This is a genomic window from Prevotella sp. oral taxon 306 str. F0472 (assembly GCF_000257925.1).
Lineage (GTDB): Bacteria > Bacteroidota > Bacteroidia > Bacteroidales > Bacteroidaceae > Prevotella > Prevotella vespertina.
The window spans coordinates 31,583-56,615 of sequence record NZ_AJIN01000042.1; the positions used below are offsets into that span (position 1 = coordinate 31,583).

18 protein-coding genes are annotated in these 25,033 nt (G+C 40.5%); 6 read left to right on the plus strand and 12 right to left on the minus strand.

Annotated elements, in window-relative coordinates; all coding sequences use genetic code 11:
- Positions 1 to 4 precede the first annotated feature (4 nt).
- Entirely contained in the window at positions 5 to 655 is a 651-nt protein-coding gene (gene lptC / locus HMPREF9969_RS06750) for an LPS export ABC transporter periplasmic protein LptC (RefSeq protein WP_009435088.1), read from the minus strand.
- Between the two features lies 1 nt (position 656).
- Complete coding sequence (locus HMPREF9969_RS06755) at positions 657 to 1,964, minus strand: hypothetical protein (protein WP_009435114.1); 1,308 nt, start codon at positions 1,962 to 1,964, stop codon at positions 657 to 659.
- A gap of 156 nt (positions 1,965 to 2,120) precedes the next feature.
- On the opposite strand from HMPREF9969_RS06755, the gene HMPREF9969_RS06760 reads away from it, so the two are divergent.
- From HMPREF9969_RS06760 to HMPREF9969_RS06775, 4 genes are all read left to right on the plus strand, one after another.
- A complete protein-coding gene (locus HMPREF9969_RS06760) occupies positions 2,121 to 3,311 on the plus strand; it encodes a DUF4105 domain-containing protein (RefSeq protein ID WP_036895366.1) in 1,191 nt (396 codons plus the stop codon).
- On the plus strand, positions 3,304 to 3,666 hold the full coding sequence (locus HMPREF9969_RS06765) for a hypothetical protein (protein WP_009435101.1): 363 nt from the start codon (positions 3,304 to 3,306) through the stop codon (positions 3,664 to 3,666). The genes HMPREF9969_RS06760 and HMPREF9969_RS06765 overlap by 8 nt, the downstream gene beginning before the upstream one ends.
- A 133-nt stretch (positions 3,667 to 3,799) precedes the next feature.
- Positions 3,800 to 7,156, plus strand: coding sequence for a preprotein translocase subunit SecA (secA, locus tag HMPREF9969_RS06770; protein ID WP_009435085.1), 3,357 nt, complete (start codon positions 3,800 to 3,802; stop codon positions 7,154 to 7,156).
- Positions 7,137 to 7,907: an ATP-binding cassette domain-containing protein gene (locus HMPREF9969_RS06775; RefSeq protein ID WP_009435119.1), complete on the plus strand. Its 771-nt coding sequence runs from the start codon at positions 7,137 to 7,139 to the stop codon at positions 7,905 to 7,907. The genes secA and HMPREF9969_RS06775 overlap by 20 nt, the downstream gene beginning before the upstream one ends.
- A gap of 200 nt (positions 7,908 to 8,107) precedes the next feature.
- Here HMPREF9969_RS06775 and HMPREF9969_RS06780 read toward each other — a convergent pair whose 3' ends face one another.
- From HMPREF9969_RS06780 to coaW, 8 genes are all read right to left on the minus strand, one after another.
- Complete coding sequence (locus HMPREF9969_RS06780; RefSeq protein WP_009435091.1) at positions 8,108 to 10,102, minus strand: helix-hairpin-helix domain-containing protein; 1,995 nt, start codon at positions 10,100 to 10,102, stop codon at positions 8,108 to 8,110.
- Between the two features lie 88 nt (positions 10,103 to 10,190).
- Positions 10,191 to 11,147 (minus strand): hypothetical protein, encoded by a 957-nt coding sequence (locus HMPREF9969_RS06785; protein ID WP_009435079.1) that lies wholly within the window; start codon positions 11,145 to 11,147, stop codon positions 10,191 to 10,193.
- Between the two features lie 4 nt (positions 11,148 to 11,151).
- Positions 11,152 to 13,230, minus strand: coding sequence for an alpha amylase C-terminal domain-containing protein (locus HMPREF9969_RS06790; RefSeq protein ID WP_009435115.1), 2,079 nt, complete (start codon positions 13,228 to 13,230; stop codon positions 11,152 to 11,154).
- A 40-nt stretch (positions 13,231 to 13,270) separates the two neighbouring features.
- Positions 13,271 to 14,386 (minus strand): phosphatidylinositol-4-phosphate 5-kinase, encoded by a 1,116-nt coding sequence (locus tag HMPREF9969_RS06795; protein WP_009435098.1) that lies wholly within the window; start codon positions 14,384 to 14,386, stop codon positions 13,271 to 13,273.
- Between the two features lie 496 nt (positions 14,387 to 14,882).
- Positions 14,883 to 15,341: an HU family DNA-binding protein gene (locus HMPREF9969_RS06800; RefSeq protein WP_009435099.1), complete on the minus strand. Its 459-nt coding sequence runs from the start codon at positions 15,339 to 15,341 to the stop codon at positions 14,883 to 14,885.
- A gap of 420 nt (positions 15,342 to 15,761) precedes the next feature.
- Positions 15,762 to 17,360 carry a hypothetical protein gene (locus tag HMPREF9969_RS06805; protein ID WP_009435116.1) on the minus strand — a complete coding sequence of 533 codons (1,599 nt, stop codon included), beginning with the start codon at positions 17,358 to 17,360 and terminating at the stop codon, positions 15,762 to 15,764.
- A gap of 24 nt (positions 17,361 to 17,384) precedes the next feature.
- On the minus strand, positions 17,385 to 17,591 hold the full coding sequence (locus HMPREF9969_RS06810) for a hypothetical protein (protein ID WP_036895370.1): 207 nt from the start codon (positions 17,589 to 17,591) through the stop codon (positions 17,385 to 17,387).
- 526 nt (positions 17,592 to 18,117) lie between these two features.
- On the minus strand, positions 18,118 to 18,942 hold the full coding sequence (gene coaW, locus HMPREF9969_RS06820; protein ID WP_009435122.1) for a type II pantothenate kinase: 825 nt from the start codon (positions 18,940 to 18,942) through the stop codon (positions 18,118 to 18,120).
- A gap of 175 nt (positions 18,943 to 19,117) precedes the next feature.
- Here coaW and HMPREF9969_RS06825 point away from each other — a divergent pair, with 175 nt between their 5' ends.
- Both HMPREF9969_RS06825 and HMPREF9969_RS06830 read left to right on the plus strand, forming a co-directional pair.
- The gene (locus tag HMPREF9969_RS06825) at positions 19,118 to 19,399 is read left to right on the plus strand and encodes an HU family DNA-binding protein (protein ID WP_009435111.1); all 282 of its coding nucleotides are present in this window, start codon (positions 19,118 to 19,120) and stop codon (positions 19,397 to 19,399) included.
- Between the two features lie 356 nt (positions 19,400 to 19,755).
- Positions 19,756 to 21,327, plus strand: a complete 1,572-nt coding sequence (locus tag HMPREF9969_RS06830; protein ID WP_009435081.1) for a ribonuclease E/G — start codon at positions 19,756 to 19,758, stop codon at positions 21,325 to 21,327.
- Positions 21,328 to 21,663: 336 nt separating this feature from the next.
- Here the strand turns inward: HMPREF9969_RS06830 and HMPREF9969_RS06835 are convergent, their stop codons facing one another.
- Both HMPREF9969_RS06835 and fabD read right to left on the minus strand, forming a co-directional pair.
- Entirely contained in the window at positions 21,664 to 23,826 is a 2,163-nt protein-coding gene (locus HMPREF9969_RS06835) for an alpha-amylase family glycosyl hydrolase (RefSeq protein WP_083835302.1), read from the minus strand.
- Positions 23,827 to 23,907: 81 nt separating this feature from the next.
- Positions 23,908 to 24,795, minus strand: a complete 888-nt coding sequence (gene fabD, locus HMPREF9969_RS06840; RefSeq protein ID WP_004383256.1) for an ACP S-malonyltransferase — start codon at positions 24,793 to 24,795, stop codon at positions 23,908 to 23,910.
- Between the last annotated feature and the right edge of the window lie 238 nt (positions 24,796 to 25,033).

Below are 25,033 nucleotides of genomic sequence, written 5' to 3' on the forward strand. Positions count from 1 at the left end.
TCTTCTATCGTCTTTTTATCACAGAACCCTTCAAACTATCAACATGACTGGTATCAATAGGTGTGTTACCAAGATTAGAACCAGAAAACATTTTGTCATTTGAGAATATTCCCCACCCTTTCGTTTGGCGAATCTCATAATCTGTCATCTGTTCATCACTTCTAAACCAATTTCCTTCTAGTTCTTTATCAGGAGTCTTGAGATGTGAATAAGTATGAGACCACATCTGATGATTACGTTCATCCCAATAAAGTTCATTACTATAAAAAGAAAGTCCTTGTGCAGTAAGTATTTTCACATGCCCATGTAATTCCCAACGGCGATCTTGATCATAATAAACAGCAGTATCACACTGAATATAACCAACAACATGTTTCTTTAAATTAAATTGAGTAAGTAAGATTCCTTTATTAAAGGTCCACCTAGATGGTTTCTTATTCTCATTGACCTCCCATTGTTCTGTTACAATTCTATATTTGATAACACCTGAATCTGATATAAGAGTATTTACACCATACGTGGTCATGACTGGGACAGAATCACGATCACGTATAGCAGGAGCCATGTGTTCATGCTCTTCAGAACAAGATATCAGGGCATAAACTGCTATAATGAATGCTGAACTAATGAATAAAACAGAAAGGTTGGAACGCATATTACTCAACCTTAAACTTAGCAAACCAACGTTCATTGAATGTTAATCCAACGTTGATTCGGAACATATTCTCTTTTACAAAACCTGTTGCACTACGATTTACCCATTCAGCACTAATATTCAATATGCTACGATTGTTATATGCATTAACAATAGGAATACCAACACCAAGGCTCGCGGATAACTCGCGAGGGCCATCTACCCCATTTATCTTTAGGTATGGACTGGCATAACTAATACCTGCTCGATAATGCATACGATCAAAGAATCCACGATAGCGTTCTCCTTTACAATAATCACCACCAAGTGTTATTTTATGAAGGTCATTAAATTGTCCACCAACAAGACTATAGTTTGTTGTACTACCATTTATATCCAACTGGGGGTATTTAATCTTAGCCCATTTCTGCAACTGATAATCAACACCAATCTTTAAACGATTATCATGATTCCACATAAAACCGATACCAAAAGTATTAGGAAGTTCAAACGCATCTGCAAGAACATAGCTTGTCGTATCCGAAACACCTGTTTGTGAATTCTTTGATACCACAGAACACTTTGAATCCGAATTCAACTTATGTCCTAAAGAATAAGTTAAACCTAAAGTCAATTCATTCTTCTTATCGAATTTATGGCTATATTGAACACCAAAGTCAATCTTATAACTTTTAACTTGTGAAGCATACTCCTTAGATAACGTATTAACGTAAGTGTCACTATAAGTATTGATGACATTACGACTCAACGATCCCCAAAGATAAGAGGCATTTGCTCCAAACGCAAATCCTTTGAATGGTGCCCATCCTGCACCTAAATACACTTGGTGCAACCCTCCACTACCACTATATATATTAGAAAAGGTGGCATTCGGAGATGATGGATTATTAAAGGCATTGATATTCCTTGTATTGCTAAAGTTATAGCCAACATTTGAATAAGGTAATACACCAAAACTAACACCCAAATGCTTGAAGGCACGGAAAGAAGCAACTATATATTCTAGGTTAGCATTCTTTGCATTAATCTTATGACCATTCTCTTCATAATTAGTCAAATGAAGTCCTATTCCTGCATCAAAGATAAAAGAAAGAGAGTCTACAGATGCATAGGACGCAGGATTCATATAATTAACCTGATTACGCTCATGGAAGCCATATGCCAATCCATTCATGCCTCGATTGAACCCCGTAGCTTGTGACGCCAAAGTTCCTAATCCATATTGACTATAAGGTGAATTAGTGCCACTTTGAGCTGAAGATTGTATAACCACCCCAGCTAATAGTGCTGCTACTATAATCTTTTTCATTCGTTTTCTTTTTCTGATTTGACGATAATATCTAAGAGATATATTGGCGCAAAGTTATTAAAAAAAATCTATATAGCGGAAAAACGATAAAGGATTTTGTTTTTTAATAAGCTTTCTTTGTGCTCTCATGCTTTTTTGTTATCTTTGCGGACAATAATGAAAAAGAGAGTGCTATATATTATAATAATGTGTCTTCTACCGATTATCCAGATAACAGTAGAAGCACAATCTGTGAGTCATAATACAGATAGCATTCAAATTTCTCTCTTGACATGTTCCCCCGGAAAAGAGATATGGGCTCAATATGGGCACACAGCTATACGATATAAGGACGAGAAAGCAGGGCAAGATATAGCCATTAATTATGGTCTTTTTTCATCTGATCAGCCTTTCTTCATACTTCGTTTTATCTTTGGCTTAACTGATTATCGTGTTGGTGCAGAACCAATGGATATGTTTATTGCCCAATATAGTTATGAAGGGCGTGGAGTAATAGAACAAGTCCTTAATATATCTCCTAGGGATAAAGAACTTATTCGTAAAGCACTAGAGGAAAATCTAAAACCAGAGAATCAAGTATATCGTTACAATTTCTTTTATGATAATTGTACTACAAGAGCACGGAATATAATAGTCGACCATTTACATGGAAAAATCATATATCCAATTATTAAGAATCAAAACGAGACTTTCCGCTCATTAATTCACGAATGGAATAAGAATTATGAATGGTCGCAATTTGGAGAAGACTTATTACTTGGTATAAACGCTGACAAGAAAGTTTCACAGTCGGAACAACAGTTTCTACCAGATAACCTAAGACGTGACTTTGCAAAGGCAACATATAACGGGAAGCCTCTAGTAATTGAGACACATGAACTACTTGCACCTCAAACATCAGTTATTGAGTCTGAGTTCCCTTTATCTCCATTAGAAGTGGCTTGCATATTTGTCATTATATGCACCATTATGATGGTGATAAGTAATTACAAGAAAAAAATGTATTGGGTATGGGACACAATTCTAATGCTAACAGCAGGGCTTCTCGGAATCATCTATTTTGTGATGATATTCTCACAACACCCATGCGTAAGTCTCAATGCAATTATCTTCTTCTTTAACCCTCTTCCATTGTTCTTCCTCTACAAGACTATCAAGAATACAAAACGGCAAGAATCAAATATATGGTGGAAGATATGGGGAGTGCTTATTATATTAGGTTTTATTGGTGCTTTCTTCCAACATATTCCTACAGCTATTCTAATTATGGCATTGTTCTTGCTTTTACACTGCATATTACACATAAGATTGGATAAATCAGTCAAAAAGATAAATAGAAATGAATAAATACATCACCGCTTTACTTGTTGTCCTTGCTTCAACAGGAGTAGAAGCACAGACTTATCAGTCTGCGCTTAGGATTGCATTGGGTGATGCTACAATAGAAGATTTATGTCATAAGCAGGCCTTTAAAGGTATAGAACAGGATATTCTCTCAATTCTTGATGCAATAAAACAGATAAAAGAGGAAGAAGAGATAGAGCCTGCACAAAGTCAAATTGCATTTATTTCGGAGTTATCTGATAAATACACACCAGTATTTACACTTTATTCTAATCATACACAACAATTATCATCTTTTCTCCCGAATCCCTCATTAAGATCCGGGATTAAGATTCGTGCGCCCAGCTTTACCTCTTAATATGAAGTTTAAATAGAAATATCCATACATGCAATGAGAAAGATTCAGCATGGACAAAAGAGATTTTAAATAATAATATTCATCGTCCATAAATAAACAACAACACATAAACGGACGTATTAAAAAATAAGAAATGAATTTCAATAAGATATTAAAAGCACTTTTTGGAGATAAGTCAAGTCGTGATATGAAGCTTATTCAGCCTTTTGTAGATAAGGTTAAGGAAGCATATCCAGAGATTAAAGCCCTCAGTAATGATGAGCTACGTGCAAAAACAAAAGAAATACAGAAGTATGTTCAAGATGCAGGTAAGGAACAGCGCGATAAGATAGCTGAACTACGCGCTAAGATCGAAGAAACTCCTATTGATGAGCGTGAAGAAATCTTTAATCAAATTGATAAACTTGATAAAGAAGCTCTCGACAATTACGAGAAAGCACTTAATGAGGTTATGCCAGTAGCTTTCTCTATTGTGAAAGATACAGCTCGACGTTTCGCTGAAAATGAAGAGACTATTGTTACAGCTACGGACTTCGACCGAGAGCTAGCAGCAGACCCTGCTAAGGACTTCATCACAATAGATGGTGACAACGCTATTTACCACAACCATTGGACTGCTGGTGGTAACGATCTCAAGTGGGAGATGGTTCACTATGATGTACAGATCTTCGGTGGTGTTGTCTTGCATCAGGGTAAGATTGCAGAGATGGCAACTGGTGAAGGTAAAACCCTTGTTGCAACCCTACCTGTATTCCTCAATGCTTTGACAGGTAATGGCGTACATGTCGTAACCGTTAATGATTATCTTGCAAAGCGTGACTCTGAATGGATGGGACCTCTCTACATGTTCAACGGACTCTCTGTTGATTGTATTGATAAGCACCAACCTAACTCTCCAGCACGTCGTAAGGCTTATCAGGCAGATATTACTTTCGGAACCAATAATGAATTCGGTTTCGACTACCTTCGTGACAATATGGCAGTATCTCCAGCCGATCTCGTACAACGCCAACATAACTATGCTATCGTCGATGAGGTCGACTCTGTGTTGATTGATGATGCGCGTACCCCTCTTATCATTAGTGGTCCAGTTCCAAAGGGTGATGATCAAATGTTTGAAGAGTATCAGCCATTAGTACAAAGTCTTTATGAGGTTCAACGCAAGCAAGCTACTGAGCTTTTATCAGAAGCACGCCACAAGTTAGCAGAAGCACAGAAAACGAACGATAAGTCTGCAGCACAAAAGCTACAAGAAGAAGGATTCCTTGCTTTGTATCGCTCCTTCAAGGCTCTACCAAAGAATAAGGCTCTCATCAAATATCTGTCAGAAGATGGTATCAAGGCTGGTATGTTGAAGACCGAAGAGTATTACATGGCTAATAATAACCGTGAAATGCCTAAAGCTATTGAGCCTCTCTACTTCGTAACAGATGAGAAGATGAACTCTTGTGACCTTACTGATAAGGGTACAGCTTGGTTAGCTAATAAGGTAAATGATAATCAACTATTCGTATTGCCAGACATCACAACAGAGCTTTCTGTACTTGAGAAGCAAAAGGATGACAAGTTAATTGATGAGCAAACATACATCGACCAGAAGGATGCCCTAATGGCACATTATGGTGTACAGAGCGAACGTGTACATACATTGCAACAGCTATTGAAGGCTTACACCATGTTTAACAAGGATGATGAGTATGTCGTTCTGAATGGTGAGGTTAAGATTGTTGATGAGCAGACTGGTCGTATCATGGAAGGTCGTCGTTGGAGCGATGGCCTACATCAGGCTGTTGAGGCAAAGGAGCATGTAAAGGTGGAAGCTGCTACACAAACATTCGCTACCATCACATTACAGAACTACTTCCGTATGTATCACAAGTTAGCAGGTATGACGGGTACAGCTTCCACAGAGGCAGGTGAGTTTTGGGACATTTACAAGTTAGATGTTGTTGAAATTCCGACAAACCGCCCTATTCTTCGTAAGGATATGGAGGATCGCGTATATAAGACAGCACGTGAGAAGTATGCTGCTGTCATCGATGAGGTAGAGGCAATGAGAAACCAAGGTCGCCCTTGTCTTGTTGGTACTACATCTGTCGAAATCAGTGAGTTACTAAGTAAGATGCTTACCATGCGTAAGATACCACATCAGGTATTGAATGCTAAACAGCACTTGAAAGAAGCTCAGATTGTTGCCGAGGCTGGACGTTCAGTAGATGGACTCGGTGCAGTAACCATCGCCACTAACATGGCTGGTCGTGGTACCGATATCAAGCTTACTAAGGAAGTAAAAGATGCAGGCGGTTTGGCAATTATTGGTACCGAGCGTCACGAAAGTCGTCGTGTAGACCGTCAGCTTCGTGGTCGTGCAGGTCGTCAAGGTGACCCAGGTTCATCAGTTTTCTATGTATCTCTTGAAGATAAGTTGATGCGTCTCTTTGGTTCTGAGCGTATTGCAAAGGTCATGGACAAGCTAGGCTTCGAAGATGGTGAGCGTATTGAGAGTTCTATGATATCAAATAGTATTGAGCGCGCCCAGAAGAAGGTTGAAGAGAACAACTTTGGTATCCGTAAGCGTCTGTTGGAATACGATGATGTCATGAACAAGCAGCGTACAGTTATTTATGAGAAGCGTCGTCATGCTCTCATGGGTGAGCGTATCGGTATGGATATATCCAATATCATTTGGGACCGTTGCGTAAGTATCATCGAGAATAATGACTATGAGGGCTGCAAAGAAGAGTTCTTAAAGATTCTCACCATGGAATGTCCTTTCACCGAAGAGGAATTCACAGGTACAAATCAAGAGGAGCTTGCAGAGCGTAGTTTCCAACAAGCTATGGAAGCTTTCAAGCGCAAGACGGATCGCATCCAAAGCGTAGCATGGCCTATTATCAAGGACGTATATGAGAAACAAGGTGCAATGTATGAACGTATTATGGTTCCTATCACAGACGGAACACGCGTTTATAACATTCCTTGCGACTTGAAGGAAGCATACGAAAGCGAGGCAAAGTCGGTTGTAAAGCAGTTCGAGAAGGTAATTCTTCTCCATATCATCGATGATGATTGGAAGGAGAATCTCCGTCAGTTGGACGACTTACGTCACTCTGTACAGAATGCTTCTTACGAACAGAAAGATCCATTGCTCATCTTCAAGCTAGAGAGTGTGAAGTTGTGGGATAATATGATTGACGATATGAACAATCGTACAGCGAGTGTTCTCATGCGCGGTCAGATTCCAGAGATGCAACAAGCTGATGAAGTTCAGGAAGCAGCGCCAGAACAACACAGCCAGCGTTATAATGAGGAGAAGGTGGAACTTGATGATCCTAACCAGCGTGCTGCTGCACAACAGGATACACGAGAAGGAGCTCAAGAGATAAATCGCACTCCTTATCACGCAGAAAAGACTCCACGTCCTAACGATCCATGTCCATGTGGTAGTGGAAAGAAGTTTAAGAATTGCCATGGTCGCAATATCGATTAATAAACTCACAAAGAATTTCGGGGATAAGACAGTTGTGTCTATCCCCGAATTTTGTTTTCCAGCTAATGAGATTATAGGTTTGGTTGGAAATAATGGTGCAGGGAAAACAACGCTTTTCCGTTTGATTCTTAATCTACTGAAAGCCAATGGAGGTTCAGTAGATTTCCTTTTCGAGGAATGTCAAGAAGATTCACCAGCAAATGGGCTTCCCCCCACTCCTTCAACAAAGTCGATTGCAAATTACGATAACGCATGGAAGAGCCAAATAACTGCCTATTTGGATGAAGCTTTCCTCATAGAATATCTCACAGCCGAGGAGTTCTTTTCATTTATTCTTAAAGCGCATAACATTCAAACAATAGGATTGGAGGAAAGGCTTGAGGATTATAGGGAGTTTTTAAGTGACGAAATTCTTGGACAAACAAAATATATTCGTGAGCTTTCGGCGGGTAACAAACAGAAGGTTGGAATAGTAGCTGCCTTACTTCCTAAAGCGAGTGCCGTAATTCTTGACGAACCTTTCAACTTCCTTGATCCCAGTAGTCAGAATCTTCTTAAAAAGTTGTTAGTCGATTACAAAAATAAGTATCATGCCTCTGTCATCATCTCTAGTCACAATCTTCAACACACAATAGATATCAGTGACAGAGTTGTCTTGATGGAACATGGTGAGATTATCAAAAACATCGATCATATCACCCCTGAATCAACAAAGATTTTAAGTGAATATTTCAAATCCGCTCGGACGTAATTGGGAGCTTCAATAGGTAAGCTCGAAAAAACGTACCTCCGTTTTACTAAAAACGTACCTCCGTTTTCGATAAAATGTACCTCCGTTTTTATCAAAATGGAGGTACGTTTTTTATAAATCCTATATATGATTGATTTTCAATGGATTATAAAGTCCCTAATTTTATCTATAAATTGGCACCTTTAGGCACGTCAAAATTACTAGAATTTCCAGCGCATTTGTAGTTCTAAATCGGACTTTGTAGAGCCATTAATCTGTTGCAAACCTGATGAAATCTTATCACGATCAAAGTAACTGGTTGTAGAGGATTGGAGGATAAGCATTAGATTAGGAGACAGATCTGCCCGTGCAAAGAGAGCATAATGTAAACCGATTCCATAGAATGAAGGAAAGGAAAACGAATAAAGCGGTCGGCGCTCATAGATATAGATGCGTGAAGAGAAATCATCTGTGTGAAAGTATCCGAGTAATGCTGTAAGTTGAAGCCACGAGTTGGGTACCCACGTAACGTTTTCGCTCGCCATGTATCCAATACTATTATTGAGGTTATGGTATACAGATATATCGAATTGTGTTTTACTAACCCACGTTTTTGCCTTATAATTCAATGTTAATCGGCCGCGCTGAGTAATCTCATTGATAAGTGCTGTCTTATTGAAATCGTCTTTCTCTCTCAATTTTAATTTATATCCAGCACATAAGGACCAAACTTTATGTGTGTAATATAGATTTAGGACATTATCCCAAGTATGACTAGCAGTATGCGATCCAAAACGAGGATGAGAAAAATAAGAATAATCAGTATAAGCTATGAGTGAAAGTCCATGTTTTATTTCCCAATTAGTTCCTAAGAGCAATCCATTTTCATTCTGAATCTTCCCGCCTTCGGCAAAACTACGTGCGAACAATCCCGTATAATCATAACGATAGTAACGTTGCATGGCTAATAATGATAAGTTCGACTTCACTTGAACAGAAATGTTATTGATTGTAGCCAATGTCCCTCCATTGCAGGTCGCAGTCTCACCTGCCAAACTCCAACGCTTACGCATGTAGCTATAGTTGATACCAACATTCCAAAAGTCATTGCCCGATGGCGCATAACGATGATAATACAGATTTGTGTTAGGGCTAAGAGCTTTATCAAAGTGAGTGAAGAGTGCGGTCAATCCGAGAGCCAAACCACCACATCGCCAATTAAGATTACCTCCTGTTGTGAATTGGGAAGCGTTATCCTTCCGTTCCATCTCCTTCGCTGTGCGGTGATATACAGTGTTTAGAATCGTCTTTATCTCTCCGTCACTTGTTAATGTCGCATCAATCGTCCGATACGAGAGGAATGTGGTTAGATCCAAGTTGTGAGCAAGTTCGATGGTTGCTGCTGCTCCTTGTAAATAGTTTATCGAAGAGCGAGAAGAATATACCCGAATCCCGTTAGTCTGTCTACCCAACGTTGACAAAGCGGCGTATTTACCAAAGCTCAAAGTATTATTGATAACTAGTCCCTGTCCGAAACTAAGTTTATATCTGCCAAGAACCAAGTTCTTTATTCTGCCCAGTTTACGCAGTTGGATATAAAAGCTATAGTGGTCATAGCCTAACTTATTCTTATTGGAAAAGAAGGGTTCGCCTGCATCTTGTGCCCCTATCAAACCTATTTGAAAGTAATCATTGTAATGGAAATTATACCTAAAAGAGTGTTTATACGGATAGCCGAGATAGCCATTTATATCGCCCTTCCGCTGATAGAACGGAGCTTTGAAAGTAAAGAGTAACGTGTGATGCCCTTTGCTTAGGATTTCTTTCAGACTGGGGAATGGTTTATTATCGCTTACTGGTGACAGATAAACAAAGTAAGAGAGTAATTGTCTTCGCTGGAAGTCTAAGGACTCTATCATGGATAGCTCGCCTAACGTTCGCATCCCATGGTATTGATATACATACGCTTGGATGTCTTCTATTTGTTGGGCATTCAAGAAAGGAACACGCTCTAAGTCTTCACGTGTAGCAGTATTGAGGTCTAATGGGTGTTCTGCCAATTCGGACAATAGGACAAGAATTTCCTCTTTATCTGACTCATTGATCTCACTCTCTGTATAAAACTGTTCAAAACATTCCTCCCATGTCATGCTTTGCTGTGCAATGATGGGGATGGTGGAGCATAATATCAAACAAAAGAGTATTAGCCGTTTCATAGACGTAAGGTTTTAAATGAGTGTGATTAGGTAAAAGGTGGCTCCTCCTAATAGAATGGAGGTTGTAGAGAAAGGCTAGGAAAGACTTCTACTTTGAGAAGTAATATGCGGTATAACTACCTTTCTTATAAGGTTTATCTGGTGTGAGTCCTTTTTTACGAAGTGCGTAAAGTCCGTAAGCCTCCTTATAATATTGAGGACGGAGACTATCTACTGGGTAATATTGCGGTAGGTAACGCACAAACTCTTGAAGGTTACGATCAAGGAGGAAGCCTATTAGCTGGTAGTTAGCAGAAGTGCGGGTTACCTTTTGCAGAATACTATCGGGCTGGAGCCATGAATGAACTTTGCCAGGACGTAAGACCCTTCCCTCTCCTACCAAGGGATAGTAGAATAGACTATCAGCTAAGTGTCCTCTACGTGCAACCGCATACACTGTCAACATCGAAGTAACGGAATCAGTATGTGGCATAGTCTTTACGACTTGTAATGCGCCTGCATAATCTCTCTTATCTATCAAAGCCTCAACCTTTGCACGCTGGTGATAATATTTATCGGTATTGCTGAAGAGTCCTGTGAACAAGAAGAACGAAAGGAAGATAGCTAAACTCATCCATGTTAATTGAGAGAATATGCCAAAACTACGTAACTCTGGTTCATAAGGCTCAAATCGCTTTGTCATTATTACGATAATCGCATAAAGGATAAGCAATAATGGCGCAATCCACAACCAACTACCTAAAGTAACCCCTGTAGCGGTTGGTCTAATATCCGATACTATTGTCAAAAGAAGGAAAGAGGGAAAGTAGGTTAAAGCATAGCCACGCTTAGAGAGTTTCGTCCAGGAACTGATACCTACTTGCAATAACTTCAAGGTAATTGTTATCAGTACTGCACCCAACAAAGGATTATAGAACGTTTGTCCCCCAGACGCTAAGTGCTGTACAATCGTCATCACATCTGCTTGAAAAAAATAGAGATAGCAGAATGAGAATAAACAAAACAAAACAGCACATACTATGCGTATAAACCTACTTTCCATCATCTACTTACTTCTTTTTCAATACTACTGCACTGCGAGCAGGAATATATAACTTAAGCCATCCCTTATGTTGATCGGTATAAAGAGGGTCAGGGTTGGTGAAATGCTCTACTGAATCATCAGCAAAGCCATTGCCTCCAAACTCTTTCGCATCTGAGTTTAACTCTACAACATAAGAACCTTCTGGTACTAAGAACCCATAATCAGCATAAGAACGAGTTGGTGAGAAGTTGAATACAAACAATAGTTCTCCCCTACTGAAAGCTAATATTTGATCTCCGTCGTTATGCCATATCTCTTGTAAAGGTGTTGCATTAAATTTCTTCTCACTCTTTATAACCTCTAACATCTTACGATCGAAGTCACCAAGATAATGATAACAGAGTTCTTTATTATCCACGAGATTCCACTGTCTACGAGCATACTTATAACTCCAACCATTGCCCTCACGTGGGAAATCAATCCATTCTGGATGACCGAACTCATTACCCATGAAGTTGAGATAGCCACCATTCATAGCGGCAATAGTTGCCAAACGAATCATCTTGTGCAATGCTATACCACGATGAGCCATTTCATTCTCATCTCCCTTACGGAAATGCCAATACATATCTGCATCTATCAAACGGAATATAATCGTTTTATCTCCAACAAGTGCTTGATCGTGAGACTCACAATAGGAAATGGTTTTCTCATCCGCACGTCGATTCTTTATCTCCCAATAGATAGATGATGGTTTCCAAGCCTCGTCAGGCAATTCTTTAATGGTCTTGATCCAATAGTCAGGGATATTCATTGCCATACGATAATCAAAACCATAGCCACCATCCTTAAACTTCGCAGCTAATCCTGGCATACCAGATACTTCTTCTGCAATCGTGATAGCATGCTTGTTTACTTCGTGAATAAGACAATTAGCAAGTGTCAGATAACAAATAGCGTTATCATCCTGATGTCCATTGAAGTAATCACCATAGTCACAGAAAGCTTCACCCAAACCATGACTATAATAAAGCATAGAAGTTACACCATCAAAGCGGAAGCCGTCAAAGTGATACTCGTCTAACCAATACTTACAATTAGACAATAAGAAATGAAGTACATCATCCTTACCATAATCAAAGCATAGAGAATCCCAAGCTGGATGTTCGTGTCGATCGCCTGGATAGAAGTATTGGTTAGGATCACCAGCAAGGTTTCCTAGTCCTTCCACCTCATTCTTTACTGCATGCGAATGGACTATATCCATAATAACCGCTATCCCATTGCGATGTGCTTCATCAATAAGTGCTTTCAGCTCTTCGGGAGTACCAAAGCGTGAACTAGCCGCAAAGAAAGAACTAACGTGATAACCAAAGCTACCATAATAAGGATGTTCTTGGATTGCCATAATCTGAATAGCATTATAACCATCCTTTATAATACGTGGCAGAACATTCTCACGGAATTCTGTATATGAACCAACCTTCTCTGCATCTTGTGACATTCCAATATGACACTCGTAAATCAGTAATGGGTCGGTGCTAGGTTTAAAGTTTTTCTTCTTCCAAACGTATGGTTCTTCAACATTCCATACCTGTGCTGAGAATATCTTTGTATTCTCATCTTGTACAACACGCTGTGCCCAAGCTGGAATGCGCTCTCCTTCTCCACCATTCCAATGAACTCGCATCTTATAGTATTGCCCATGCTCCATTGCGTGAACAGGAAGACGCAACTCCCAGTTACCTGTACCTTCAATACGCTTACATTTGTAAGAGGGTAACTCCTTCCATCCATTGAAATCGCCTACAAGATAGATATCTGTAGCGTTAGGTGCCCACTCCCTAAAGACCCAGCCTTCATCGGTAAGATGTAGACCATAATAGTTATATCCATTGGCAAAATCAGAAAGGGTCATCTTCCCATCTTGCGTCAGTTGCTTGATTTTCCAAAGCGCATGCTCATGACGCCCACGTATAATATCTTCATACGGAGACAAATATGAGTCATTCTTTACAAGCCCAATATGAGCTGGTGCGCTCTTACTCTTCTTCTTTACAACATCTTTAGGTGTACTCTTAGTTATACTCTTCTTTGTAACCATGGTAAATGTATTTTGTTCGTTATTATATCTTTAAGTTAAGCTAGTTGACGTGACGTTTTCCATTCTCATAATATCCGACGGCAGTAATCTTACCATTCTTGTCTCGCTCTATGAACTTTCCGTCACGTTGGTTGTCCTTATAGTTGCCTTCAAAGCGTACGCCATTAGCAGTTTCTTCAATAGCGCTACCATTTCGTTTACCATTATGGTAGTTTCCCTTGAACTTGCTTCCATCAACATAGTGAATGATAACAAGCCCTTCAACTTCACCATTCTTAAACTGCCCTTCATAGACGTCCTTATTCTTCTTAGTCAACTTTCCTTGCCCACTCTGCAAGTCCTTTTCCCAATAACCTGTATATATATCCCCATTATGCCAGGACATCGTACCAAACCCAGACTTCATTCCATTTAGGAAATGACCTGTGTATTGATCTCCATTCTTATATTGGAAAATACCTTGCCCTGTGCGCTGACCATCTACATATTCGCCTTCATAAACCTCCCCATCCTTGAACTTGTAGATACCCTTACCATTCTGAAGGTCGTTCTTCCATTCACCATCGTATTTATCACCATCCGAATAGATATAAACGCCCTTACCTTCTTTCATGTTATTAACCCAGTTACCTGTAAACGAAGAATGATCCGTCCACTTAAAACAGCCGTATCCGTTCTTCATATCATTTGCCCACATACCATCGTATGAGGCTCCATTTGCGAAGATATACTTACCTGCTCCACTGCGTTTATCATGTTCCCAATTACCAATATACTTGTCTCCATTGTAATAAAACATGGTGCCTTGACCTTGTTGATAATCTTTATACCACAAGCCTTCGTATCGATTTCCATTCGAAAAATAAAAGGTTCCCATTCCATGTTGCTGATTCTGGAACCATTGTCCAACATACTTTTCACCATCAGCAAAGATATAGGTACCATCCCCATGGCGCAAACCTTTCATATACTCACCTTCATAGACATCCTTATTCTTGTAGACCGTCTTACCTTTACCATTAGGCTTCCCTCGGAACATCTGCCCACGGTAATTCCCCCCATCACTGGTAACACACGACCCTATCTCTATCTTCTGCGCAAAGACTGAAAGAGAAGTTAGAAGTAATAGTAATATAATAAGATATCTATTTCTCACGCCAATCAGTTTTAAAGTAATTGTACAGGCTTAAACACCCGACGTTTGCAAAGATAAAGAATTTCAATGAAAGTCACAAATTAATAAATCCTTTTTAAAGCTATATTTTCAAACTTTTAAGCAGGGCGTGAATCAATTAAGGTTACCAAAGCATAATACTTTTATTTTACACAAAAGCCCCACCCCGTTAGGCGCCCCCCTCTCTGTAGGAGAGGGGCTGGGGGTGAGGCCGTACCACAGGGAGCGAGAGAACCAAATTAATACACTAGTTTTGAAAGACATTAATTTCACAATTAATATAATCGAGTTGTCTTATTACAGAACGATTAATATCCTGAATCAACCTAAAATGCTCCCGTGGTAAAAGCCTCCCCAAGCCCCTCCGCAGGAGGGGATGTCCTTATTGCATACCGTTTGAAATAACCAAATATATGTGAGTGGACTTAGGGACATCCCCTCCTTCGGAGGGGCTTGGGGAGGCTTCTTTGAGGGGGCTTTACCCTGCCTGTGGTCCAGGGTGTTCTTCACTCCCCTCACCTTTTGGAGAGGGGGCGGGGGTGAGGCTTTTTTCCTCTTCATCTTTCTTCCTCAACGATTCGTAGGAATTTGCAGCCAATTCTCGTTTCAATTCTGTTCCGGGCGTGAAGACTACACGAGGCTTAATCGTCTCAGTCTTAAAAGCTTTTTCTGTTTCCGCTCCTTTGCTCGACAATGTGACACGCATCGAACCGAAATTACCCAGCTGAATACTGAAACCGTCACGGAGATAATGTGGCAGACAATCAATGAAGTTATACAACACGTTCGATACATCACCACGAGTCAAGGACGAACGCCCCGCAATGTCACGTGCAATATCATCCAGCGACTTATGCCCCACGTTTACTGGGTTAGCATAATACTTCACTTCCTCCCGCTTCTGCGGATTCTTCTTTTGAACTAATTTAAATCTCATGATTCTTAGGTTTTTAAATTATTAATACTATTGTTGTTTATCATAGCGTAGGGCAGCACACTTCCGCTTCCATTCGCTGCATCTTCATGCCGCCCTATTCTATTTTCTTTGTTCATTTCCCGTCTTTCATCACTTAAATTTCCCCTTTCTCTCATCTTTCTTCTGCCGAATATGTATCCCGTTGCTGCGCTCACCGTATCTACGTGCTGACAGATACGGTGAGCGTCGCTGCTAAATGCGGTGAGCGTTGCCGTCAGATACGTATCTAGCAGCGGCGCAATACGTATCTAGCAGTCCGTAGATACGTATCCGCCAGCGCGTAGATACGGTGAGCGCAGCGACGGAATACGCATTCAACTGAAGCTTTGCCCGTTAGGCACTCCCTCCCCTTTGGGGAGGGGCGGGGTGGGGCTTTTAGGACTACTCGAATGCCTTCACCCTAAACCCGTTGTAGCGGAAACAGGTGTTGCCATACACCAAGATACTAGTACTGCTGAAGCTCAGACCGTACGCGTCGATCATGTCATTAGGGTAAGCACTTGACGACCAATAGTAGCCGTACATGCCACAGTGTTTCAGATAACCAGAGTAGTAGTAACCCAAGGCAGGCAGGTAAAAGTATTTGCCTGCGTCAGTGGAGGAAGGAAGGGTCTTAAGAACGGGCCAGTGGTTACTTTTTCCTTCTGTGCGCCAATCAGCGCCGTCAGAAGCGGTGCTACTGTCGTAATTGCTTATGTATGCCTCCTTCTTAAACCACATGCCACCTTTATATAAATGACCCATGGTAGTCCATAACTCGTCATTGTCCCAACGTGGGTCGCCTTTAGCGGCGTACCACGTCATCTCGTTCACGTTTAGAAGGTCTTTGCATGAAGTGTGGGTAGCGGGGTTATCTACGCTAGAAGTAAATGCTGTGTTGAAGTAACGAGAGTCAGCGTTGCTCCGGGCGTAGTTGCTGGAAGTTGTTGCGCCTGAAAGACCTTGCCTAATTGTCGGCTGGTCACCTCCTTTATTCCATCCATAACCTTCCCAATACTGTTTATCTGCATCCCACATATAGTAATGGTCACCATCATAATCATGCGGATCAAGATTAGCTGTTATATCATGAATTGAACCAGCCGTACAGTTAAGCGTAATGATCTTTGATACTGTTCCATTTATTGTTCCTTGTGGATTATCCGTTGTATTGCGAAGCCAGTAACGAATACGGAAAGTATGTGTACCAGGAGCAACGACTGCGTAGGTTGCATTCTTGCTCATATCATCAGCAGAATTATCGATTGCAAAGCCTGAACCAGTTGTTACTGTAATTGTCTTTGAACCGCCCGAAGCGAGGGTAAGAGCTCCATTGGTAGCTATGTTGTAAGTTCCCGCAATTTCGTCGTCGCTCATAATCTCAACCTTAATCAACTTACTGCGATTTACGTATGGGTTACTTGATCGAGGGATAAAACAGAGATAAGCTGCCTTGTGATTAAGGGTGAATTTGTAATTACTGCCCGCTTTGTTACCTGTTGCGATACCAAAATCGCCCGATTCACCTGCATGGTCAAAGTTGTTTGGGGCAGACTGTGCTTGTGTTGCCTTTATCTCTACTTGTGGTTGCGTCCCCGAAATAGTCTTGTTTGTGTAAAGAATATCGTGTGTAGCACCTGTGTAAGTACCAGAAAGGGCAAACATTCCTTGCGCCTTATTAGTAGCAAAGGGGAATGTTACAGCTCCACTCTGCTGCCAGTTTCCTCCATCATCCTTTACCCATATCTTGTCTGTGCTGCTCCAATTCACAGAAGCATCTGAACCCTTTGTATGATTAAGAATGGCTGTACGTGTTGTTGTCTCTGGCTGGGATGTGCCTGTAAAGACAGTTGCGCCAGCAGGAGTGTTATCTTTCTTTTGCTTTTCATTCTGTGCAACGTCGTCATTCGCACAGCTAGCAGCAAACAATAAGGCTGCAAAGCCATAACACATACCTCGCATTACTGAACCGATCGTTGTTCTTTTCATAAACTTATTCATTTTCGTTTTCCTTTCTTATAATCTTTAGTCCTTTTCTGTATTGTCCCAAGAAAAGCCTTCCTGGTCTTCGTCTTCTTCTTCGTTAAAGAAGTTACGCTTTGCATCGCCCGTTACCGTTCCTGACTGAATTTTTCCAGCATTACCACTGGCATTGCCTAACAAGGCTTCTGCCTCCGTGCAAATAATGTTGCATTGAGGCTTTTGATAAATCTTTCTTTCAGTTGCTATCATTTTGTTTTAAATTTAAAGGATACAATGTTAATATATCCATTGTTTTATTGATTAAAATTAGTTGTTATTTCGTGCCTAATTTCTCTATATTTCGGTTTAGGTACGGACACAAAAAAAGAACAAAGGAAACTCCTAGAAGTCCTTTGTTTACAAGGTTTGCGGTACGCTTCGCGCGCGCGTATGCGAGAAGAAAAAATGTGTTATTTGCGCCTGCTCTACTAGAGAGAGAGAGAGAGAGAGAGAGAGAGAGAGAGAGAGAGAGTATACAAATATTCGGAACTACCAAATTATTTGCTGTCTTTTTCTCGTATTTAGATGTTAAAGAATCCAACGTAATAGCACGGCTTACACCTTTATTATATAAGGCGCAAACGTTAGCTTGATTGAAATTCGTTGTTTGTAACATCATTATTAATTGGGTTAATTCTCACTCAACGGGCGCAAAGGTAAGAAGAAATATTGGAATAATGCAAGAATGAGGGAATTAAATATGAAAATAATAAAGAAAAGGATGTTTTATTAAGACTTATCCACGCTTTAACCCTTGCAATGCCGCACCAATAGCCGTACAATACTCCGAATACTTGGGAATAATAAATCGAACATCATAAATCTTCTCCATGACAGGAAAGAGTAATTCGCATTGTGGTAACAACGTGAGATTACCTATCAGAACAAAATCACGAATATCACTATTTAAGGAACTTAAGATTGTTGCAGAACCTATTGATTGCAACACTAAACCTATCAAACCAAGAGCAATATCCTCTCTACTAGCATTTACTTGTGCATTTGCAAATAAAGACGCTGTTGCATCCATAGGCAAACCTGGTAGTGGACTCGTTGATATATCTTTTATCTGAAGATTGATGCGTGAGATGTCGCCTTTCATTGCCAAAGACACAACTTCTTTAACATCATCTGTCTGTAATAACAACCGAGAAAGCCCACTTAATGTACCGCCTCCAATACCAATACCACCAATGTGACGGATTCCATTGCCATCACAAAGCACTAAAGAGGTTCCTGTACCCATAGAGACAACTATCATCCGTTGAAGTTTCGACTCGAACTGAGCTCCCAAACCATCAGCTAAAAACTCATCAGCCTTTGCTGTCGGAAGTCCATAAACAGGCTTATTAACATAATGAGCGCCAACTCCTGTCAACATCACTTGCTCTACATCTGATAAATCAATCTTATTATCATACAAGTATTTACCAAATGCACCATACAAGGAAGTCACAGGGTCAGTAGCCTTTATACGTAAAGGTTTAACGACCTTCCCTTCTCTAATTCCAACAATCTTCGTTGTTGAAATCCCCACATCAATTCCAATGGCAATCTTCATACACCTTATATAATTAGGTTACAAAGATACAAAAAACTTAAGAGTAGGGAACTATCACAGAGAGTTTTTGCAAAAAAACACTCAAAACATTTCTCTATTAAGCTGAAAATGAGTATCTTTGCAATCCGAAATAATGAGAGAATAAAGAATTAAACATAAAAAGAATAAAAACGAAATGACGAAAGCAGACATTATCAATGAGATTGCAACATCAACTGGTATTGCCAAGAAAGACGTTTCAGCTGTAGTTGAATCATTCATGGATGCAATCAAAGATAGCTTATTAGGGAAGAAAGAGAACGTATATTTACGTGGTTTCGGTAGCTTTATTATTAAGCATCGTGCAGAAAAGACAGCTCGTAACATCTCAAAGAATACGACAATCACAATCCCTGCACATGATTTCCCAAGCTTCAAGCCTGCAAAGACTTTCATTGAGGATATGAAGAATAAGTAAACATAAATATTATAACAATTTAAAACATTAAAGCTATGCCAAACGGAAAAAAGAAAAAGGGACATAAGATGGCTACGCACAAGCGTAAAAAGAGATTAAGAAAGAACAGACATAAGAGTAAGTAAGCCCCATAGGCTGAAAGCACTTATTACGACTTTCAAACATGACGGGGCGTGTCATCGCAATTAATTCCAACCATGGAATGCGACGGCAGGTTCCGCCTTTTTTATTACCTATAAATATCATGTAGTACGATTAGGTGTATTGTTTATTACCACAAATCATAACGTATAAAACATTTATAGCTAACTTATACGATCCTATACTATCATGATGTTTATAACAAGAGAAGATAGATGACAAGCGAAGTAATTATTGATGTCCAACAGAAAGAGATTTCGATAGCACTACTCGAGGATAAGCGTTTGGTTGAATATCAACGTGAACCAAGAGAAGCTAGCTTTTCGGTTGGAAACATCTACGTGGCAAAAGTAAAGAAGCTGATGCCAGGGCTAAACGCCTGCTTTGTAGATGTAGGTTATGAGCGTGACGCCTTTCTTCATTATCTAGACTTAGGGAGTCAATTCAACTCCTACGCCAAATATCTGAAACAGGTTCAGAGCGATCGTAAAAAACTTTATCCCATTCAGAAAGCCAATCATCTCCCTGACATACAAAAAGATGGCACGATACAGAATGCCTTGCAAGTAGGTCAAGAAGTATTGGTACAAATTGTCAAAGAACCCATTTCCACCAAAGGTCCGCGTCTTACAGGCGAAATATCATTCGCTGGTCGCTACCTGGTGCTTATACCTTTTGGGCATAAAGTCAGTGTTTCATCTAAGATTAAGAGCGGCGAAGAACGGGCACGCCTAAAGCAACTTATCCAAAGTATCACTCCAAAGAACTTTGGTGTAATTGTTAGAACAGTAGCTGAAGGCAAGCGTGTTGCGGAACTTGATGCAGAGATGAAAGTCCTTCTGAATCGTTGGAATGAAGCTATCACGAAGGTACAAAAGACACAAGAGCGTCCTCAATTAGTATTTGAGGAGACTGGACGTGCTGTTGCTATGTTACGTGATCTCTTCAACCCAACCTACGAGAACATCTATGTCAATGATGATGACATTTGCACAGCTGTACGCCACTATGTTTCTCTAATAGCCCCTGAAAAGGCAAGCATAGTGAAGAAGTACAATGGAAAGGTGCCTATCTTTGACAATTTCGATGTTACAAAGCAAATCAAGTCTAGCTTTGGCAAGACAATCAACTACGGGCATGGTTGTTACCTCATCATCGAACACACAGAGGCTATGCACGTTGTTGATGTAAATAGTGGAAACAGAACCAAGGAGAAAGCACAAGAGCAGAACGCACTTGACACAAACCTTGGAGCTGCCGACGAATTAGCACGTCAACTTCGATTACGTGATATGGGAGGAATCATCGTCGTTGACTTTATAGACATGAATCTTGCTGAAGACAGACAGATGCTTTACGAACGTATGTGTAAGAACATGCAGAAGGATAGAGCCCGTCACAACATACTTCCATTAAGTAAGTTCGGCTTAATGCAAATCACTCGACAACGTGTTCGTCCTGTAATGGATGTTGACGTAGATGAGGACTGCCCCACTTGTTTTGGAACAGGTAAGATTCACTCAAGTATCCTCTTTACTGACCAGCTAGAGCGAAAGATTGATCGCCTTGTCAATAAGGTAGGAGTAAAGAAATTCTACTTACACGTCCACCCATACGTAGCTGCTTACATTAACAAGGGTTTCATCTCGCTAAAACGTAAGTGGCAAATGAGATACGGATTAGGCGTAAATATTATTCCTTCACAGAAGCTAGCTTATTTGCAATATGAGTTTTATGATGCAAACAAGCAGTTTATTGATATGAAGGAACAGAGCGATAAATCATAAGTCGCTCATAAGTCATTAGATAAGAAAGAAAGGTAAAACAAGTAAGAGGTAAGCACAATCAAAGAGCTTATCTCTTATTTGTTTTTATAAGAGAACGAACTCACAACACACATCTCGTAATTGTTCTTCCTTAGTTCTCTTTTGTTTTTCTATATGCTCTGTATTCTTGTTTGTACGTGCGTAATTCTATTATCTAAGTGTGATAATTCATTATCTAAGTCTGATGTACCTCTGAAATCTCTTTCTCTCTTTCATAGAAAACCCTCGAAAGTTATTTTGTTTAACTTTCGAGGGTTGATTAACTTTCCACATCCTTATAGTGGCAGTGAGAGTTCTCTAGACAACAACCTTAAACCGAATACGGAAAGCATGTTTGGCTTCGTCCCAATTAGTACCTAACAATTCAAAGCGACCTATCTGACTCGTCGATCGAACATGCTTACCAATGCAAGGGCACACATCAAAGTCGCCAATTTGCACAAGTCGTAACATCTCGGAAGCATCATCTGGTAGCTTATCCAAGCTCACTCCTTCTGGAATATGATTCCTGTCAACCATTTCGAACGTTACAGGTAAATCCTCTGCAATAAGGCGATTCATCTCATCAACAATAGCCTTCTCCTCCTTACGATTAGGTTTATGATCAAGGATGAATGTCATCTTACTCTTCTTTCGTTCGATATGCGCATTATTACTACGCTCCGCCCCAAACATACGAACCATGACTTGATTCAATAAATGTTCTGCTGTATGAGCCGGTGGGAATTCCTCCTTGTTATGCGTATTCAATACATAGTCCATGGGCTTCTCCTTTACGTTAAACTTATATATCCTACCATAATTTGCCTCGACATCTAAGGCAACCTGTCCATCTCGTTTCAGTTCTACCATCTTTGTAAAACCTGAAAGCAAATCGGTCATCTCTACTTCCCGCTCTGGTAATCCAAGGAAGTCGTAAGCATGCGCAGGAATGGTAACGTTGATTTGCACACGTTTCTGATCGAAGTTCGCTACAACGAGTAACACTTCATCGTCAGCCTTACGCAAGAAGGCAAATTGTTTGCGAGGGTTGAACTGATAGCTTTGATTATTAACATACATGAGGTCGAATGTCAATCCTTCACGCACTGCCTTCTCTCGATTGCAGAAGCGAAGCAGACCTTGATAGACCAATGATAACTTCTTCTCATCTGTTGTAAGTTTCTCGTGATTGAAGAAGCCTTTATAAATAGCTTCACTCGTCCAATAGTCGAAGATGGTTGAACGACCATCACGTCCCGAGAAGCCCTCTTTATCCATACCCCGCTCGCCAAACTCTTGCCCTGCATAAACCATAACTGGATTTTGCTGAAGCAATGCGGAAACAATCATGCCCGGCACTCCTTTCCACGGGTTACCAGCAAAGAAGTCGGAGGCAATGCGTTGCTCATCATGATTCTCTAGGAAGTAAAGCATGTGGTCGCGTATATCGTCAACTTGCTGCCACTCGTGCGTGATAGAAGAAGCCGGACGCTCGTCACAGATGACACCACGTATGCAATCATACATACCCACCTTATCATATAAGTAATCAAAGCCTGACTCAACATACATACGATACTGGTTCGGATCATATACCTCTCCGATGAATATCACGTCTGGATAACGCTCCTTGACCTGTTGTGTGGCGTATGACCAGAATTCGTGAGGTACCATCTCCGCCATATCACAACGGAAACCATCAATCCCTTTAGCTGCCCAGAAGAGGAGAATTTCAGTCATCTTCTTCCAAGTAGAAGGAATGGGATGATAATGATAACTACGCCCACCAGCATCACAATAGTCTACTCCATAATTGAGTTTCACCGTCTCATACCAGTCATTCTGCTGTGGATGCGAATCGAAGCGATCGTTACCCGTGCACTTGGCTGGATATTCATGGTAAGGCTCCGCTCCGTTTGCATATTCATTCTCCGCTACCCCAGACAGATCGAGTGCTTCACCCGGACAATAATAGAAGTTGTTTTGTGGATCAAAATGCTTCCCTAAGTCATCGTCTTCTCCTAAATCACTCACTCCTTGCGGCTTTGCTATACTCTTATATTGACGTGCAACATGATTAGGTACGAAGTCGATGATCATTTTCAGTCCTTCGTCATGTGTTCTACTAATAAGAGCCTCGAACTCTGCCATGCGCTCATCAACATTAACCGCAATATCAGGGTCAATATCATAATAATCAGTAATGGCGTATGGGGAACCAGCGCGTCCTTTTACAACTCGTGGGTTCTGACAAGGAATACCGAAGGAAGAATAATCAGTACACGTTGCATGACGGATAACACCAGTATACCAAAGATGAGTGACACCGAAGTCATGAATGCGACGAAGTACCGACTCGTCGAAGTCATTCATCTTCCCTACCCCATTCTCTGCTAATGTACCGTTCTCCTTTCTCGTAAGGTTCTTATTACCAAAAGTACGAGTGAAGACTTGATAGATAACTAATTTAGTTTTCATACAATGGATAAACAAAAGTCCCTCTTCCGTATCACTCCTAAAGCAAGGAGGGGTTAAGAAGAGGGACTATTAGCTATAGTATTAAGCTATGCCGTGAGCATTAACATTTCTGTCAATACGTCCAAGCATACCCTGCAATGCTTTGCCTGGTCCACACTCGATGAACTCATCAGCACCATCAGCAATCATGTTCTGGGCACTCTTCGTCCAACGTACACTTGAGGTGAGCTGAGCAATCAAATTCTTCTGAATCTCGGCTGGATCGGTATGTGGCAATGCATCTACATTCTGATAAACAGGGCACTTTGGAGCATTGAATTTAGTTGCCTCTATAGCTGCCTGTAATTCATCTTTAGCTGGCTGCATCAATGGAGAGTGGAAAGCACCACCAACCTTCAATGGTAATGCACGCTTAGCACCTGCTTCCTTTAACAACTCGCATGCCTCGTTGATAGCGTCAACAGAACCTGAAATAACTAACTGACCAGGGCAGTTAAAGTTGGCTGCTACACAAACCTTACCTTCCTTTGACACTTGAGCGCAAATCTCTTCAACCTTCTCGTCTGGCAAGCCTATAATTGCAGCCATAGTACCAGGGTTCTGCTCACATGCCTTCTGCATTGCGTTAGCACGAGCTGCAACCAACTTCAAACCATCCTCGAAACTTAATGCACCCGCAGCAACAAGAGCAGAGAACTCACCCAATGAATGACCCGCTACCATATCTGGCTTAAACTCGTCACCTAAGCAAAGGGCTGAGATTACACTATGAAGGAATACTGCTGGTTGAGTTACCTTCGTTTCCTTTAGTTGGTCATCAGTGCCTGCAAACATAATATCGGTGATCTTGAAACCAAGAATCTCATCTGCCTTATCGAATAATTCTTTCGCTAATGGGCTGTTCTCGTAAAGGTCCTTACCCATCCCAACAAACTGAGATCCCTGTCCAGGGAATACAAATGCTTTCATCTTATTTTATGCTTTAATTGTTAATACTTTCTGAGTGCAAAGATACAGAAAATTAAATAGATAATGAAGAATTACGCTCTAAAAGCAAAACTTATATCTTAAATAGCTATGCACAGAAGATGATACCCACATAAAACAATATGTATAACTATTGAAAGATGTAGTAATTTAAAAGGTATCGAACACTAACTTAAAGTAGGATTGACGTTTAACTTAAAGTACAAGCGACCTTTAACTT

Coding starts and splice junctions, on each gene's coding strand:
- HMPREF9969_RS06790 (WP_009435115.1), bottom strand. CDS start 13,230: ATGGTTACAAAGAAGAGTATAACTAAGAGTACACCTAAAGATGTTGTA.
- HMPREF9969_RS06765 (WP_009435101.1), top strand. CDS start 3,304: ATGAATAAATACATCACCGCTTTACTTGTTGTCCTTGCTTCAACAGGA.
- HMPREF9969_RS06775 (WP_009435119.1), top strand. CDS start 7,137: ATGGTCGCAATATCGATTAATAAACTCACAAAGAATTTCGGGGATAAG.
- fabD (WP_004383256.1), bottom strand. CDS start 24,795: ATGAAAGCATTTGTATTCCCTGGACAGGGATCTCAGTTTGTTGGGATG.
- HMPREF9969_RS06835 (WP_083835302.1), bottom strand. CDS start 23,826: ATGAAAACTAAATTAGTTATCTATCAAGTCTTCACTCGTACTTTTGGT.
- HMPREF9969_RS06760 (WP_036895366.1), top strand. CDS start 2,121: ATGAAAAAGAGAGTGCTATATATTATAATAATGTGTCTTCTACCGATT.
- HMPREF9969_RS06780 (WP_009435091.1), bottom strand. CDS start 10,102: ATGAAACGGCTAATACTCTTTTGTTTGATATTATGCTCCACCATCCCC.
- HMPREF9969_RS06785 (WP_009435079.1), bottom strand. CDS start 11,147: ATGATGGAAAGTAGGTTTATACGCATAGTATGTGCTGTTTTGTTTTGT.
- HMPREF9969_RS06810 (WP_036895370.1), bottom strand. CDS start 17,591: ATGATAGCAACTGAAAGAAAGATTTATCAAAAGCCTCAATGCAACATT.
- HMPREF9969_RS06830 (WP_009435081.1), top strand. CDS start 19,756: ATGACAAGCGAAGTAATTATTGATGTCCAACAGAAAGAGATTTCGATA.
- lptC (WP_009435088.1), bottom strand. CDS start 655: ATGCGTTCCAACCTTTCTGTTTTATTCATTAGTTCAGCATTCATTATA.
- HMPREF9969_RS06825 (WP_009435111.1), top strand. CDS start 19,118: ATGACGAAAGCAGACATTATCAATGAGATTGCAACATCAACTGGTATT.
- HMPREF9969_RS06800 (WP_009435099.1), bottom strand. CDS start 15,341: ATGAGATTTAAATTAGTTCAAAAGAAGAATCCGCAGAAGCGGGAGGAA.
- secA (WP_009435085.1), top strand. CDS start 3,800: ATGAATTTCAATAAGATATTAAAAGCACTTTTTGGAGATAAGTCAAGT.
- HMPREF9969_RS06805 (WP_009435116.1), bottom strand. CDS start 17,360: ATGAATAAGTTTATGAAAAGAACAACGATCGGTTCAGTAATGCGAGGT.
- coaW (WP_009435122.1), bottom strand. CDS start 18,942: ATGAAGATTGCCATTGGAATTGATGTGGGGATTTCAACAACGAAGATT.
- HMPREF9969_RS06755 (WP_009435114.1), bottom strand. CDS start 1,964: ATGAAAAAGATTATAGTAGCAGCACTATTAGCTGGGGTGGTTATACAA.